We start from the raw sequence: 15,406 nt of genomic DNA, 5'->3' as shown, positions 1-15,406 counted from the left end.
GGCGCAACCCGCCTGAATCGCACGCGGAGGTTTCGCGCCGGCTTCGAATCGGCATTCAGGCGCATTACGCATTTATTCATTTGATAAATGAATTTGTTTTTTGGCCCGCTTCGCGATGCAATCCGGGGTTCCGCGTTTTACCTGCTTTACAACCTTTCCCCTGATGTCCGGCGACTTCTTCGTGCCGGCCCGCGCTTTCGAGAGTGTTCGACATGACTGGCTTCAACTGGCAAAACCCCTATCCGACGCAACGTCTGCCCGTATTCGCACGCAATATCGTCTCGACCTCGCATCCGCTCGCCGCGCAGGCCGGGCTGCGCATGCTGTGGAAGGGTGGCAATGCCGTCGATGCGGCCATCGCGGCGGCCGCCGCGATCACGGTGGTCGAGCCGGTGTCGTGCGGCTTGGGCGGCGATGCGTTCGCGCTGGTGTGGGACGGCAAGAAGCTGCATGGGCTGAACGCGTCGGGCGTGTCGCCGGCGGCCTGGAACGTCGATTACTTCAAGCGCAAATACGGCGAGGAAAACGGCCTGGCGAAGCAGCCCAAGCGTGGCTGGGACGCGGTCACGGTGCCCGGTGTGATCGCCGGCTGGGAAGCGCTGCATCAGAAGTTCGGCAAGCTGCCGTTCGCCGACCTGATGGAGCCGGCCATCGAGATCGCCGAGCGTGGTCACGCGGTGGCGAGCATCGTCGCCTACAAGTGGGCGAACGCCGTGCCGGAACTGAAGGATCAGCCGGGTTTCGCGCAGACCTTCATGCCGCGCGGCCGCGCGCCTGAAGTCAGCGAGCTGGTGCGCTTCCCCGGTCACGCGAAGACGCTGCGCCTGCTCGCCGAGCAAGGCCCGCGCGCGTACTACGAAGGCGAGATCGCCGAGCGGATCGCCGCGTTCGCGCGCGAAGGCGGCGCCGCACTGACCGCCGACGATCTGCGCAACTACCGCGCGGACTGGGTCGAGCCGATCGGCAAGGATTATCGCGGCTACACGGTGCATGAGATTCCGCCGAACGGGCAGGGCATCGCGGCGCTGGTCGCGCTCGGCATTCTCGAGAAGTTCGACGTGAAGTCGCTGAAGGTCGACAGCGTCGAGTCGCAGCATCTGCAGATCGAAGCGATGAAGCTCGCGTTTGCCGATCTGTATCGCTACGTCGCCGACCCGCGCTCGATGGAAGTCACCCCCGAGCAGATGCTCGACGACGCATACCTGAGCTCGCGCGCGAAGCTGATCGATCCGAAGCGCGCGACGCACTTCGACTTCGGCATGCCGAAGGCAGGCGGCACGATCTATATGTCGGCCGCGGACGAGAGCGGCATGATGGTCAGCTTCATCCAGTCGAACTACATGGGCTTCGGCTCGGGCGTCGTGGTGCCGGACAGCGGCATCGCGCTGCAGAACCGCGGCTGCGGCTTCTCGATGGATCCGAAGTCGCCGAACGTCGTCGAAGGCGGCAAGCGGCCGTTCCACACGATCATTCCGGCATTCCTCACGCAGCAGGTGAACGGCCAGCAGGAAGCGGTGATGAGCTTCGGCGTGATGGGCGGCGACATGCAGCCGCAAGGCCATCTGCAAACGGTGGTGCGCATGCTCGACTACGGTCAGCAACCGCAGGCCGCTTGCGATGCGCCGCGCTGGAAGGTCAACCGCGACTTCACGGTCGATATCGAGTCGACGCTCGACCCGAAGACCACCGAGGGCCTGCAGAAGCTCGGCCACACGATCAAATCGGTCGACGATCCGTACATGGACTTCGGCTCCGGCCAGTTCATCTGGAAGCTCGACCGCAACGAGCCGGAGCGCGGCTACGTAGCGGCCAGCGACAGCCGCCGCGACGGGCTTGCCGCCGGCTTCTGAGCTGGAACGAGGCAAGCTCCGGTGCCGAGGTCCGCACTGGAGCTCAGCTCAGACATACAAGCAACGGGTAACACGCGGCATCGCGCATGCCGTGCCGTTGCGCAGCGGCCCCGCCGCCTGGCCGAGGCAGGCGAGGCAGGCGAGGCCGCACCCACTATAGAAATCACGCAGCACACAGGCAGGAGACCATCATGAACACCCCCGCGTCGCATTCGACGACCGCTTCCCCTCACGCCGCGCCGCTTTCGAAAGCGATGGTGCGGCGGATCGTTTTCTCGTCGTCGATTGGTAACGCGCTCGAGTGGTTCGACTTTCTGGTCTATGGCTACTTCGCGACGATCATCGCGAAGCAGTTCTTCCCGATGCAGGACGAGTGGCTCTCGACGCTGCTCGCGATCGCCACGTTCGGCATCTCGTTCCTGATGCGCCCGCTCGGCGCGATCGTGCTCGGCGTGTACGGCGACCGCAAGGGCCGCAAGGCGGCGCTCACGCTCGCGATCGCGCTGATGATGGTCGGCACTTTCACGATGGCGGTGATGCCGCCGTTTTCGTCGATCGGGCTCGCGGCGCCGGTGCTGGTGCTGCTCGCGCGGCTCGTGCAGGGCTTCGCGGTCGGTGGCGAGTTCGGCAGCGCGACCGCGTTCATGGTCGAGCACAGCGCGACGCGTCGCGGTTACTACGCGAGCTGGCAGTTCGCGAGCCAGGGGCTCGCGGCGATCACCGCGGCGGCGTTTGGGGCGCTCCTGACCGCATGGCTGCCGGCCGAGCATCTGAACAGCTGGGGCTGGCGCGTGCCGTTCGTGTTCGGTCTGCTGGTCGGGCCGGTCGGCTACTACATTCGCTCGCATCTCGACGAGACGCCCGAATTCCTCGCGTTGCGTGAACAGCGCGCCGCTAGCGAGGCGGCTGGCGAGCGCAAGGTCGGGACCGAAACGAAAGATGCGTCGTTCTCGAATCAGTGGGTCAACCTGGTGCTGGCGATCGGCATCGTCGCGCAGTCGACGGTCGGCGTGTACGTGCTGCAGCTCTACATGCCGCTCTATGCGGTCAAGCAGTTGCATATGGCGGCGGCCGCGTCGTTCGGCGTGGTCGTGCTGAACGGCGGCATGCAGTTCATCTTCTCGCCGATCATGGGTGCGCTGTCCGATCGCATCGGCCGGATTCGCATCATGCTGACCACCTCGATCCTGATGGGGCTGCTGATCTATCCGATGTTCGCATGGTTGCAGACACATCCGACGATTGGCTGGCTGCTCGCGCTGCAAGCTGTCGCCGGTATTTTCAAGGCTTCGTACTCGGGGCCGATGCCCGCGCTGATGTCGGAGATCTTCCCGACCCAGGTGCGCTCGACCGGCCTTTCGATCGGCTACAGCATCGGCGTGACGATCTTCGGCGGCTTCGCGCCGACCATCGTCGAGACCTTCATTCATTTGACCGGCGACAAACTCGCGCCCAGTTATTACGTGCTGCTGGCCGCGGTGCTGTCGGGCGTGTCGCTCGTCATCGTTGCGGTGCGCATGCGACGCGTGCGTCCGTTGCCGGGCGACGTACAACCTGCCTGAGGACGCGAGCGCCTGCCAAGGCCGCGTGGGCCGCCGGGCCTGATGTCTGTCCAGAAAGCCAGCCCGTTGGGCTGGCTTTTTTTCGTCTTGCGCACTTCGTTTTAATACGTTGGAAGATTTCGACTATCTTGGAATCGGAACTGCGTTGCTACGGCATGGTCTGTGCTGTGTGACCTGCATGCTCGGATAACTCCGGCTAACATGCAGAGTACAAGGGCCCAACTCTAATTCACGGCGTTGTATCCGACACCGGGAACATCACGGCAAGCGCGGGGGGCTGTTGCGAGCATCTCCACGGGTCGGTACAGCATGGGAGCAAGACACGATGCACACAGAGCTGAACCATGTCATGCCCTGGCGGATCGAGGACATCGATCTGACGCGCATTGACCGGCAGAAGGCCGCCATCAACGAAGACCTGCTGCTGTTGCTGTGCGCGGCCTCGTTCATCGAAAGCGGCACCGATCTCTACACCAGTAATCTGAGTACGTTTTTCAATGGCGACCCCGAGGTCTCGGCCTGGCTCAACAACGAGTGGGAGCCCGAGGAAATGCAGCACGGCCGGGCGCTGAAGACCTATATCGCGTATGTCTGGCCGGAGTTCGACTGGGACACCGCGTTTAGCAATTTCATGGGCGAATATTCGCTCACGTGCTCGGTCGAGGATTTCGAAAAGACCCGCGCGCTCGAGATGGTCGCGCGTTGTGTCGTCGAAACGGGAACCGCGACGCTGTACCGCGCGATCAACGAGTGCTCGGACGAGCCCGTGCTCAAACAGATCACCGACAACATCCGCACCGACGAAGTCCGTCACTACAAGCACTTTTTCAAATTCTTCAAGAAGTACAACCGCATCGAGGGCAATGGCCGGCTCGCGGTGCTTGGCGCGTTGATGCGTCGCGTGATGGAAATCAAGAACGAAGATTCGGAGATCGCATTGCGACACGTGTTCGCCATTCGCTATCCGGAGCGCGTGCACGACGGCGCGTACAACCGCGATCGCGCGGCGCGCATCAATAAGCTGGTGCGGCGCAATCTGTCGGCCGACATGTGCGTGAAGATGCTGCTCAAGCCGCTCGATCTGCCGGCGCGTATTCAACCGGGCGTGCATTACCCGCTCGCGAAGATCACCCAGCATGTGTTCTTTCGTTGAAGCGGCGAGCACGGGCGTGATGCATCCGCTCTGGCATCATCGAGCTTTACCGACTACTTCGACTGGATCGAAGCCATGAGCGATTCCCCCGCACCCGCACGACCGCTCGAACAGACCCTGTTCGACGAATGGCCGGCCAACGTCCGCGCGTTGTTCGACGGTTCGTCGCTGACGGACAAGGTGGGCTTCACCGCGTCGCTGCTGACTGTCGACGCGAACGGCCACGTTCGCACGTCGCTGCTGAGCGTCGGCGAACTCTATGCACCCGACTCGCGCACGCTGTGCCTCGCGCTATGGCCGCAGGCACGAGCCACGCGCGCGATCGCGCAAAGCGGACGCGCGGCGTTGAGCTTCGTCTGTGACGCCGAGTTCTATCAGGTGCAGTTGCGCGTCGCGCCGCTGCCCGGTGTGGCTGGTGACGATAGCGGCGTCGTCTACCTGCTCGGCTCGATCGACACAGCGGAGGCGCAAAGCGTCCGTTATGCGCGCCTGACGGGCGGCATCACGTTCGAATTGCAAGGGGAGAAAAGTGCGGTGCTCGAGCGATGGGAACAGCAGGTCGAGCATTTGAAGCGGGCCGCCGCAGCGAGCAGCCGTTAGTCTTCGAGTAGGGAAGCACCAACGGCTGGTACGCCGGGCAGCCTTCAGGCCAAGCGAAGCTTAGCGGCCGCGCGCGCCACTGCGTGACGGTTGCGCACCACGCGGCGCATCGTTGCGCTTCACGGCGCCGCCGAGCAGTGCGCCCGGATTGCCGTTGTGCGTACGATTGCCCTGCGGCTTGCGCGGCGCATGCTGGGCGGCGCTGCCCTCAGGCGCTGCGGCACGCGGCCGATCGTCGTGACGCTGCGCATCGCGACGCGGCTGCCCGCCGTTGCCGGCCGGCTTCGCACCTTGTGGGCGAGGCGCGGACGGAGCGTTCGACGGACGCTGACCAGAGCGCTGACCCGTGCCCTGTCCGGCACGCTGACCGGAACCTTGAGCCGGCTTGGCCGACGCGCCACCACCGTTCCCACCCGCAGCACTTGCCCCCTCGCGTCGCCCCGCACCTTGCCCCTGGCGCGGCGAACGGCCGCCGCCGCCCTGGCCGCGGCGCAGGATCGGTTCCGGCTTCGCGGTCGGGTCCGGCTCGAAACCAGCGATCACTTCCTGCGGGACCGGACGCTTGATCAGCTTCTCGATGTCCTTCAGCAACTGCAGTTCATCGACGCACACGAGCGACACCGCCTCGCCCGTCGCGCCCGCGCGGCCCGTGCGGCCGATGCGGTGCACGTAGTCTTCCGGCACGTTCGGCAGATCGAAGTTGACCACGTGCGGCAACTGATCGATATCGATGCCGCGTGCGGCGATGTCGGTCGCGACCAGCACCTGCAGCGTGCCGTCCTTGAACTCGGCGAGCGCGCGTGTGCGCGCCGACTGGCTCTTGTTGCCGTGGATCGCGAGCGCGCTGATGCCGTCCTTCGTCAACTGTTCGGCGAGGCGATTCGCGCCGTGCTTGGTGCGCGTGAACACGAGCACCTGGAACCAGCTGTGCTGACGGATCAGGTGCGTGAGCAGCTCGCGCTTGCGGTCGCGATCGACCGGATGAATCTTTTGCGCGACGGTTTCGGCCGTCGTATTGCGGCGCGCGACTTCGATCAGCGCCGGCGAGTCGAGCAGGTTGTCCGCGAGCGCCTTGATCTCGTCGGAGAAGGTGGCCGAGAACAGCAGGTTCTGGCGCTTCGGCGGCAGCTTCGCGAGCACGCGCTTGATGTCGTGGATGAAGCCCATGTCGAGCATACGGTCCGCTTCGTCGAGCACGAGGATTTCGAGATGCGACAGATCGATGGTCTTCTGCTGCATGTGATCGAGCAGACGGCCCGGCGTCGCGACGACGATATCGACGCCGCGCTTCAACGCATCGATCTGCGGATTGATGCCGACGCCGCCGAACATCACGGTCGACTTCAGCTTCAGATACTTGCCATAGGCGCGCACGCTTTCTTCGACCTGCGCGGCGAGTTCGCGCGTCGGCGTGAGGATCAGTGCGCGCACCACGCGCTTGCCGCCGGCGGCCGGCGGCATCGAATTCAGGCGCTGCAGGATCGGCAGCGTGAAGCCGGCGGTCTTGCCGGTGCCGGTTTGCGCGCCGGCGAGCAGATCGCCGCCGTTCAGCACGGCCGGGATCGCCTGGGTCTGGATCGGAGTCGGGCTGCTGTAGCCCAGTTCATTGACAGCGCGGACCAGCGGTTCGGACAAGCCGAGGGAATCAAAAGACATAAAAGCTCTTTGCAATGCAGTTTCGCGAACGGCCCCGCGGGGTACACGAACCCCAACGCGGATAAACCAGCACGGCATCGACACGCCCGTATGGCGTGCGCGAGACCGAAGCCCGGTTCCGTTCACGGAGAAATCGGCGGCACGCTCACAGATGTGCCGAATGTTTCAACGCGCTATGCAGACACGTCGACTGGCCTTAAGTTGCATTTCGTCGCCGTGGACCGTCACGCGACATAGCGCGCGACGCTGACGAATTGACACAGACTGCCCGCCAGTACGAACAGGTGCCAGATACCGTGTCCGTGGCGGATGCGCTCGTCGTTGATGAAGAAATAGATGCCAGCGCTATAAATGACGCCGCCGGCCACGAGCCAGGCGGTACCCGCGGCCGGCAACGCCTGCACCAGCGGGCGGACGGCTACGAGCGCGAGCCATCCCATCAACACATACAGCACCATCGACACGCTGCGGGTGCGTCGCCCGAGCGTGAGTTCCTGCACGATACCGAGGGCAGCGAGCCCCCAGCTCACGCCGAATAGTGACCAGCCCCACGGTCCACGCAACGTGACGAGCGTGAACGGCGTGTAGCTGCCGGCGATCAGCAGGTAGATCGCCGAATGATCGCATTTCTGCAGAATCGCCTTCAGACGCGGATGGCTCACACTGTGATACAACGTCGAAATCGCATACAGCACGAACAGCATCGCACCATACACACTGAAGCTCACGACCTTGTACGCGTCGCCGGCGAGCGCACCCATCGTGACGAGCGCCGCCAGCCCCACCACCGACAGCACGGCGCCGACGAGATGGGTCATGCTATTCAAACGCTCACCAACGGGCACGGCTCTTTCCTCCTGCAGGGTCCCACGAGGGCGACCACCAACACGAACAGCCCTACATCATACCGGTCCTGAAAAAACGAAGGGCGCGGCCGCGAAATTCGCAGGCCGCGCCCGGGGTGCGTCAAACGCCGCTTAGTCGAGCGGCGCCGAGCGCAGTTCGGCCACTTGCTGCGGCGACACGGCCGTGCCGTGGTTGCCCCAGGACATACGGATGTACGTCACGACCGCTGCGACTTCCTGATTCGACAGAGCCTGCGCGAACGGCGGCATGCCGTACGGATGCGGGTTCGCCTCCGTGCTCGGCGGATAACCACCGTTCAGCACCATGCGGATCGGGTTGACCGCCGACGGCATCTGGATCGACTGGTTGTTCGCGAGCGGCGGGAACGACGGCGGCATGCCGAGACCGTTTTCGGCGTGGCACTTCGCGCAGTTGTCAGCGTAGATCTTCTGACCTTGCTTCAACAGTTCGCCACCGAACTTTTCGGACGTCTCGAGCTGCAGCGGTTCCGGTGCTTCGCTCTTCTGCGGGATCGTCTTCAGGTACGTGGCCATCGCCCTGATATCGTCGTCCGACAGATACTGCAGGCTGTTGTGAACCACTTCGGCCATCGGACCGAACACCGCGCCACGGTTCGACACACCGGTCTTCAGCAGATCGGCGATGTCCTGCAGATCCCAGTCGCCGAGGCCGGCTTCGCGGTTCGACGTCAGCGACGGCGCATACCAGTTCTGCAGCGGAATCAGACCGCCCGCGAAGGCCGCCGAGTTGACCGGGCCGCCCATCGCGTTGATCGACGTGTGGCACATGCCGCAGTGGCCGAGGCCTTCGACCAGATACGCGCCGCGGTTCCACTCGACCGACTTGGTCGGATCCGGCTTGAACTCGCCTTCACGGAAGAACAGCGTGCGCCAGCCGATCAGCATGTTGCGCTGATTGAACGGGAATTTCAGTTCGTGCGGACGGCTCGGCACATTGACCGGCGTGACCGAGCGCAGATACGCGTAGATCGCGTCGGCGTCGGCGCGCGTGACCTTCGTGTAGCTCGTGAACGGGAAGCCCGGATAGAGCAGGCTGCCGTCCTTCGAGCGACCGGTGTGCATCGCGCGATAGAAGTCGTCCTGGGTCCACTTGCCGATGCCGTACTGGTCGTCAGGCGTGATGTTCGGCGTGAACATCGTGCCGAACGGCGTGGCCATCGGCAGGCCGCCGGCGAACGGCAGACCGCCGCGCACCGTGTGGCAGGCGATACAGTCGCCGGCGCGGGCGAGGTACTCGCCCTTCTTGATCAGGTCGGCCTGGTCCGCGGGCGTTGCCGCCACGGCCGCGCCGCTGCTATGCAGATGGTCGCCACCCGACCAGAGGACGGGAACGAGGGCGGCAGCCGCGACTACGACGACTGCCGAGAGGGCGAACAAAGACTGGCGTTTCATTTGAATGTCTCTCCCGGCGCCTTATTGCGGTTCGCTGCCACAGGCAAGCGGAGTCTTCAAGGAGCGGGCCGGAGCCGGCACGGGGTTTTGCGGAGCCCGCTGCGTGGACAGCCAGGCCGCGACGGCGTTCACGTCTTCGTCGGACAGACGCGTGGCGATCGTGTGCATGCAATCCGGCGCGATGGCACGACGCGTGCCGGTACGCCACGAGCCGAGCTGCGCGCTGATGTAGTCGGCGTGCAGGCCGACGAGACCCGGGATCGCCGGTTCCATACCGGTCAGCGCCTTGCCGTGGCAAGCCGCGCAGGCGGGCACCTGCTTCGATGCGTCGCCGTGCAGCACGATCTCTTCGCCGCGCGCGAGCGTGGCGGCCGATACCGTCGGCTTGGCCGGCGTCGGATACGGCGGGCGCTGCTGCGAGAAGAAGGTGGCGATCTGATGGAGGTAGTCGTCGGAGAGATACGTGACGAGGTAGTTCATCGGCGGGTACTTGCGGCGCCCTTCACGGAAGTTCTGCAACTGATTGAACAGATATCCCGCCGGCTTGCCCGCGAGGCGCGGGAAGTAGTCGTTGTCGGTACCTTGCCCATGCGAGCCGTGGCAGGCCGTGCAGCCTTGCACGCGCGCTTCCATCGTGTCGGGGGCCTTCGGTTGAGTCTGCGCTTTCGCAGCGCTATAGACACCCGCGGTGCCGATCAGCAGAAGGGCAAGCAACGGGCGGAAGAGGCGTCTTGAAGACACGCGTAACTCCATCAGAATCGGGGACCTGACCGAACTTCGGGCGGCTCGGTGTGAAAGACAACCGTCGCTGCGGCGACGCAGCATTCTATCATCGAAGGGTGATGGTGACTATTTGCCGCATTAAAGACGGTTCCAGGTGTGACCGCCATGCGACAGTGTGTCGCGATGTGCCGGTTTCGGACTTTTCTTGCGTCGGGTCCGATGGTCAACCCAAGGGCGATGCTTCAGGGCCGATCGATCAATCCAGGTTGAACCGATCCCCGCGCGCGTCATCGAAGCGTACACTTCCGGGCTCGCCGGCCGTCGTCCAGACGATGCGCGTCGTCGGTCCGGCTCTGTTCCGTTCGTTCCCATTCGCTATCGGGCTTACATGAAGCTATTCGATTTTTCCTCGTCGACGCTGCGTGCGTTGATGTCTGGCGCGGTGGCGCTGGCCCTGTCGTCCACCGCGTTCGCGCATGCGCATCTGATCTCGAGCGCGCCGGCTGCGAACACCGAAGCCGTCGCGCCCGCCGACGTGACGATCCATTTCACCGAGCCGCTCGAGCCCGCGTTCAGCCGGATCACGCTCGCCGATGCAAGCGGCAAGCCCGCGACGGCGAGCGCGGCGGCGGTCGATAGCGCGGATGCCCGCGTGATGCGCCTCGCGCTGCCCGAGCTGACGAGCGGCCGCTATGCGGTGCACTGGGTCGCGGTGGCCACCGACGGCCATCGTACGCAAGGCGACTTCGCGTTCAACGTCAAATGAGCTTCGACGGACTGTGGATCGGGCAGGTCGCCATGGCCGCGCTCATGAACGTCGCGTTCGGCTTCGCCGTCGGCTCGGCGCTGCTCGGCGCGTGGCTCGCGAAGGACGCGCAACTCGGCACGTCACCGGCGCGCCCCGGCTGGATGCGCGCGCAACGCTCGATGGTCGCGGCCACCAGCGTGCTGGTGCTCGCGGATCTCGGCTGGCTGCTGTATCAGGCCGCGACGATGGGCGGCGTCGCGCTGCCCGCGGCGTTCGGCGTGATCCCGACGGTGCTGACGCGAACGCATGTCGGCTACGGCTGGAGCGTCGCGTTCGGCGGCGCGCTGGTGCTGTTCGGCACCGCGCTGAGCCACGGCACGGGCATGTTGCGTAACACGTTGCTATGGCTCGCGGTGCTCGCGATTGCGGCGGGCAAGGCGTCGCTCGGACATGCGGCCGATGCCGGCGTCGTCTCGTCCGCGATCGGCATGCAGACGCTGCACGTGCTCGCGACCAGCGTATGGGGCGGAGTCGCGATGGCAGCCGGCCTCGCGGTGCTGCCGGCGCTTGGCGCATCGACCGCGCGCGGCATGCTGATTCGCACGGCGACCCAGGTGTCGAACGTCTCGGTCGTGGCGGTCGGGCTGGTGTTGCTGTCGGGCGTCTTCAACGCGGTGCGCGGCTCGGGCGGTTCGCTCGAGGCGATTCAGGCGAGCACATGGGGCCATGTGTTGACGTTGAAGCTCGTGCTGGTCGCGCTCGCGCTGGTGCTCGGCGGCCTGAACCGGACGTTGGCGCTGCCGCGTCTGCGCCGCACCGCGTCGACGATGGATGCGCATACCTTCGTCAACGTGATGTATCTGGAGGCGCTCGTGATGATCGGCGTGTTCGTCGTCGCGGCCGCGTTGTCGCATACCGTGCCGGCGTTCGCGGCGCTCGGTTGAACTCGCGGCAGGGCGTGCGTCGCTACTCGAAGCCGAGCCGATGGCCGAGGATCGGCGCACAGAACAGCGCGATCGCGCAGCCCGCGGCCTTGCCTTCGAGTTCGGCGCCGGCCGCGTGCGAGCCGGCCATCTGCGTGAGCAGGTCGAAGAGCTGCGGCAGGCAGTACAGCACCGCCGCTGCGATAAAGCATTTCTCGACCACCGCGATACTCCAGCCGCGCTCGTAGGCGATCATCGCACCGATGAGGCGCAGCACGCCGAACGCGACCAGCGCGCCGACCGCCGCCTGTTCGCGGATCAGATAGTCAGGAAGGAATTCGCCCATGGTGTGCCCCGATGCATGCGTTGTCGGCATGCATTTGAGCAAGCTGCGGGCTATGCGTATGTCCGATACCGAACCAACGTCGCGAAAGCGACCGCCCCGCGCGTCACGTGGCCGTGACGCGCGGGGCGGGGTCACGAGCGACGCGTCAGCGGATGCGCTCGATCTTGCCGACGAGGAACAGATACGACAGCGCACCGACCACGCCGACCGCGCTCATGAACATCAGCGCGGGCTTGAAGTCGCTGTTCTTGACGATGAAGCCGATCACCACCGGCACGCAGATCGACGACAGATTGCCCATCAGGTTGAACATGCCGCCGGTCAGGCCGAGCAACTCCTTTTTCGCCATCGACGACACCAGCACCCACGTGATCGACGAGAAGCCGCTGCCGAAGAAAGCGACGGCCATGAAGAAGATCACCATCGCGGGCGTGTCGACGTAGTTTGCGCCGACGATCGCCGTCGACAGCAGCAGTCCCGTGACGATCGGCACCTTGCGCGCGACGGTGGCCGACACGCCGCGCCGGATCATCCAGTCCGACAGCAGGCCCGAGCCCAGGATCCCGACGAACGCCGCGAGAAACGGCACGGCCGCCATGAAACCGGCCTTCAGGAAGTCCATGTGCCGGTACTTGACGAGGTAGGTGGGAAACCAGGTGAGGAAGAACCACAGCGTCGAGGTCACCGCGATCTGGCCGATATACACGCCCCACAACTTGCGGTTGCCGAGCACGGCGCGCCAGTCGGCGGCGGAGTAGCGCGCGCGGGCGCGTTGCGTGTTGCCGAGTTCGACGAGGCCGCCGCCCGCGCGGATGGTTTCGAGCTCGGCGGCGTTGACGTCGGTGGCCTCGGACGGCTCGCGATACAGCGCATACCACACCAGCGCCCAGCCGATGCCGATCGCGCCCGTCAGAAAGAACACGCCCTGCCAGCCGAAGTGCTGCTGCGTGAGCACCAGCGCCGGCGTCAGGAACGCGAGCCCGACGTACTGGCCGGAGGTATAGGTGGCGATCGCGCGTGCCCGCTCGTTATCGGGAAACCAGGTGGTGACGATACGGTTGAGCGTCGGATAGGCGGGCGCTTCGAGCGCGCCGAGCAGCACGCGCAGCGACAGCAGCATCGCGAACGCGCTGGCGAAGCCCTGCAGCAGCGTCGCGAGCGACCACAGCCCGATGATCAGCGCGAGTAGCAGGCGCGGCCGGGTGCGGTCCACCAGCATGCCGCCGGGAATTTGCAGCAGCGCGTACGACCAGCCGAAGGCCGAGAACACGAGGCCCATCTGGGCGGGATCGAGTTGCAGGTCCTGGCCGATCGCGGTCGCGGCGATCGACAGATTGCTGCGATCGAGATACGTGATGACCACGGTGATGAACAGCATCGCAAGCAGGCGATGCCGTTTGCCGGTCGCATGTGTGCGCACGTGAATGTGGGTTGTCTCCACGGAGGGAAGCCTCTTGATGTTTTTGTATCGACGGCGGGTGAGGGTGAAACGCAAATCGCGCGAGGCCGGAACGCCGCCCGCCGGCAGCATTCCGCCTGATTCGCTCAAGTGCTCAGCTCAGATCACCATTCGGCGACGCTGCCATCCGCGTGACGCCACACCGGATTGCGCCAGCGATGACCGACCTTCGCCATCTCGCGCACCTTCTCTTCGTTGACCTCGATGCCGAGTCCCGGGCCCTGCGGAATCGACACGAAGCCGTCTTCGTATTTGAAGACTTCGGGGTTTCTGATGTAGTCGAGCAGATCGTTGCCCTGGTTGTAGTGGATGCCGAGGCTCTGTTCCTGGATGAATGCGTTGTAGCTGACCGCGTCGATCTGCAGGCAGGTCGCGAGCGCGATCGGGCCGAGCGGGCAATGCAGCGCGAGCGCGACGTCGTAGGCTTCGGCCATCGCGGCGATCTTGCGGCACTCGGTGATGCCGCCCGCGTGCGACGCGTCCGGCTGGATGATGTCGACGTAGCCGCCCGACAGGATGTGCTTGAAGTCCCAGCGCGAATACAGGCGCTCGCCGAGCGCGATCGGCGTGTTGGTCTGATTGACGATGTCGCGCAGCGCCTCGGCGTTCTCCGACAGCACCGGCTCCTCGATGAACAGCAGCTTGTACGGATCGAGTTCCTTGGCGAGCACCTTCGCCATCGGCTTATGCACGCGGCCGTGGAAGTCCACGCCGATGCCGACGTTCGGCCCGACCGCCTCGCGCACCGCCGCGACGTTGTTGATCACGCCTTGCACCTTGTCGAAGGTGTCGATGATCTGCAGCTCTTCCGAGCCGTTCATCTTGACGGCCTTGAAGCCGCGCTCGACCACCGCGCGCGCGTTGTTCGCGACGTCGCTCGGACGGTCGCCGCCGATCCACGAGTACACCTTGATCCTGTCGCGCACCTGGCCGCCGAGCAGCGCATGCACGGGCACGCCATGGTGCTTGCCCTTGATGTCCCACAGTGCCTGGTCGACGCCCGCGATCGCGCTCATCGTGATCGGGCCTCCGCGATAGAAACCCGAGCGATACATCACCTGCCAGTGATCCTCGATCAGTAGCGGGTCCTTGCCGATCAGATAGTCGGACAATTCCTCGACGGCCGCGGCCACCGTATGCGCCCGGCCTTCCACCACCGGCTCGCCCCATCCGACGATGCCCTCGTCGGTCTCGATTTTGAGGAAGCACCAGCGCGGCGGGACGATGAAGGTTTCGAGCTTGGTGATTTTCATGGTGGGTGTCTCCTAGCGGCCAGTGCGCATACAAAAGAATTCGGGAATTCCATGCTACAACAAAGCGCTTTAAAGTACTATTAATAGTATTATTCGCCACATAGTGGTCAAGCTGGAAGAATGGCCGTCGCGTTGCGACACGAGACCACCCACCGCGAGGAGAACATCATTCCGCACGATCTGCACGGGCGAGTCGCCCAACTGCTCGCGACCGCGATTCTGCGCGGCGACTATGCGCCGGCGTCGATCCTGCCGCGCGAAGCCGAATTGATGGAGACGTTCGGCGTGAGCCGCACCGTGTTGCGCGAGGCGCTGCGCACGCTGACGTCGAAAGGACTGATCGAATCGCGGCCACGCGTCGGCACGCGGGTGCGGATCAAATCCGCGTGGAATCTGCTCGATGCCGATCTGCTCGACTGGTACTCCCGGGTCGCCGAGCCGATGACGTTCGCGCTCAAGCTGCAGGAAATGCGCGAGATGATCGAGCCGTACGCCGCCGGCCTCGCGGCCGACGCGTACACCGACGACACGATGCGCTCGCTCGCGGCCGCGCATGCCTCGATGGTGGAGGCGCGTAACGTCGACGAATGGGTGCGCGCGGATCTGCAGTTCCATCTGAGCGTGCTCACCGCGTGCAGCAACGAATTGCTGATCCCGCTCGGTACGCTGATCGAACGCACGCTCGAGGGGCAGTTGCGCCTCAACGCGAAACGTGCCGAGGTGTTCAACGCGTCGCTCGCCGAGCACACGGCGGTGTTCGACGCGATCCGCGCGCGCGATGCCGCCGCGGCGCGCGCCGCGATGGCATCCTTGCTCGGCGTGACGCGCGGGCGAATCGAAGCTTGAGGTTGGCG

Annotated in this window: 14 protein-coding genes; 7 read left to right on the top strand and 7 right to left on the bottom strand. The window is 64.9% G+C overall.

What is annotated here, in order from left to right:
- Positions 1 to 212 precede the first annotated feature (212 nt).
- The 4 genes from ggt to CI15_RS04100 all read left to right on the top strand — a co-directional run bounded on the left by ggt (position 213) and on the right by CI15_RS04100 (position 5,165).
- Positions 213 to 1,850 carry a gamma-glutamyltransferase gene (gene ggt / locus CI15_RS04115; protein WP_062124567.1) on the top strand — a complete coding sequence of 546 codons (1,638 nt, stop codon included), beginning with the start codon at positions 213 to 215 and terminating at the stop codon, positions 1,848 to 1,850.
- Between the two features lie 191 nt (positions 1,851 to 2,041).
- On the top strand, positions 2,042 to 3,412 hold the full coding sequence (locus tag CI15_RS04110) for an MFS transporter (protein WP_062124565.1): 1,371 nt from the start codon (positions 2,042 to 2,044) through the stop codon (positions 3,410 to 3,412).
- Positions 3,413 to 3,737: 325 nt separating this feature from the next.
- Positions 3,738 to 4,565: a ferritin-like domain-containing protein gene (locus CI15_RS04105; RefSeq protein WP_062124563.1), complete on the top strand. Its 828-nt coding sequence runs from the start codon at positions 3,738 to 3,740 to the stop codon at positions 4,563 to 4,565.
- A 75-nt stretch (positions 4,566 to 4,640) separates the two neighbouring features.
- A complete protein-coding gene (locus tag CI15_RS04100; protein ID WP_062124561.1) occupies positions 4,641 to 5,165 on the top strand; it encodes a hypothetical protein in 525 nt (174 codons plus the stop codon).
- A 60-nt stretch (positions 5,166 to 5,225) separates the two neighbouring features.
- Here the strand turns inward: CI15_RS04100 and CI15_RS04095 are convergent, their stop codons facing one another.
- The 4 genes from CI15_RS04095 to CI15_RS04080 all read right to left on the bottom strand — a co-directional run bounded on the left by CI15_RS04095 (position 5,226) and on the right by CI15_RS04080 (position 9,853).
- The gene (locus tag CI15_RS04095) at positions 5,226 to 6,821 is read right to left on the bottom strand and encodes a DEAD/DEAH box helicase (RefSeq protein ID WP_062124559.1); all 1,596 of its coding nucleotides are present in this window, start codon (positions 6,819 to 6,821) and stop codon (positions 5,226 to 5,228) included.
- Between the two features lie 224 nt (positions 6,822 to 7,045).
- Positions 7,046 to 7,666, bottom strand: coding sequence for a PAQR family membrane homeostasis protein TrhA (gene trhA, locus CI15_RS04090; protein ID WP_062124558.1), 621 nt, complete (start codon positions 7,664 to 7,666; stop codon positions 7,046 to 7,048).
- Between the two features lie 132 nt (positions 7,667 to 7,798).
- Positions 7,799 to 9,100 (bottom strand): c-type cytochrome, encoded by a 1,302-nt coding sequence (locus tag CI15_RS04085; protein ID WP_062124556.1) that lies wholly within the window; start codon positions 9,098 to 9,100, stop codon positions 7,799 to 7,801.
- Positions 9,101 to 9,121: 21 nt separating this feature from the next.
- On the bottom strand, positions 9,122 to 9,853 hold the full coding sequence (locus CI15_RS04080; RefSeq protein WP_062124554.1) for a c-type cytochrome: 732 nt from the start codon (positions 9,851 to 9,853) through the stop codon (positions 9,122 to 9,124).
- A 358-nt stretch (positions 9,854 to 10,211) separates the two neighbouring features.
- Here CI15_RS04080 and copC point away from each other — a divergent pair, with 358 nt between their 5' ends.
- Together copC and CI15_RS04070 are read left to right on the top strand one after the other, a co-directional pair.
- The gene (gene copC / locus CI15_RS04075) at positions 10,212 to 10,589 is read left to right on the top strand and encodes a copper homeostasis periplasmic binding protein CopC (RefSeq protein ID WP_062124552.1); all 378 of its coding nucleotides are present in this window, start codon (positions 10,212 to 10,214) and stop codon (positions 10,587 to 10,589) included.
- Entirely contained in the window at positions 10,586 to 11,515 is a 930-nt protein-coding gene (locus tag CI15_RS04070; protein WP_062124550.1) for a CopD family protein, read from the top strand. The genes copC and CI15_RS04070 overlap by 4 nt, the downstream gene beginning before the upstream one ends.
- Positions 11,516 to 11,537: 22 nt before the next feature.
- On the opposite strand, the gene CI15_RS04065 is transcribed toward CI15_RS04070, so the two are convergent.
- The 3 genes from CI15_RS04065 to dgoD form a co-directional block, all read right to left on the bottom strand.
- Positions 11,538 to 11,840, bottom strand: coding sequence for a hypothetical protein (locus CI15_RS04065; protein WP_062124548.1), 303 nt, complete (start codon positions 11,838 to 11,840; stop codon positions 11,538 to 11,540).
- 145 nt (positions 11,841 to 11,985) lie between these two features.
- A complete protein-coding gene (locus CI15_RS04060) occupies positions 11,986 to 13,281 on the bottom strand; it encodes an MFS transporter (protein WP_062124863.1) in 1,296 nt (431 codons plus the stop codon).
- A 122-nt stretch (positions 13,282 to 13,403) separates the two neighbouring features.
- Entirely contained in the window at positions 13,404 to 14,552 is a 1,149-nt protein-coding gene (dgoD, locus tag CI15_RS04055; RefSeq protein ID WP_062124546.1) for a galactonate dehydratase, read from the bottom strand.
- Positions 14,553 to 14,672: 120 nt separating this feature from the next.
- Between dgoD and CI15_RS04050 the strand changes: the two genes are divergently transcribed.
- The gene (locus tag CI15_RS04050; RefSeq protein ID WP_174543197.1) at positions 14,673 to 15,398 is read left to right on the top strand and encodes a FadR/GntR family transcriptional regulator; all 726 of its coding nucleotides are present in this window, start codon (positions 14,673 to 14,675) and stop codon (positions 15,396 to 15,398) included.
- Positions 15,399 to 15,406: the final 8 nt, after the last annotated feature.

Source organism: Paraburkholderia monticola (genome assembly GCF_001580545.1).
Taxonomy (GTDB): domain Bacteria; phylum Pseudomonadota; class Gammaproteobacteria; order Burkholderiales; family Burkholderiaceae; genus Paraburkholderia; species Paraburkholderia monticola.
The sequence above is the reverse complement of the archived record's forward strand: the minus strand, read 5'-3'. Positions and strand labels throughout refer to the sequence as shown.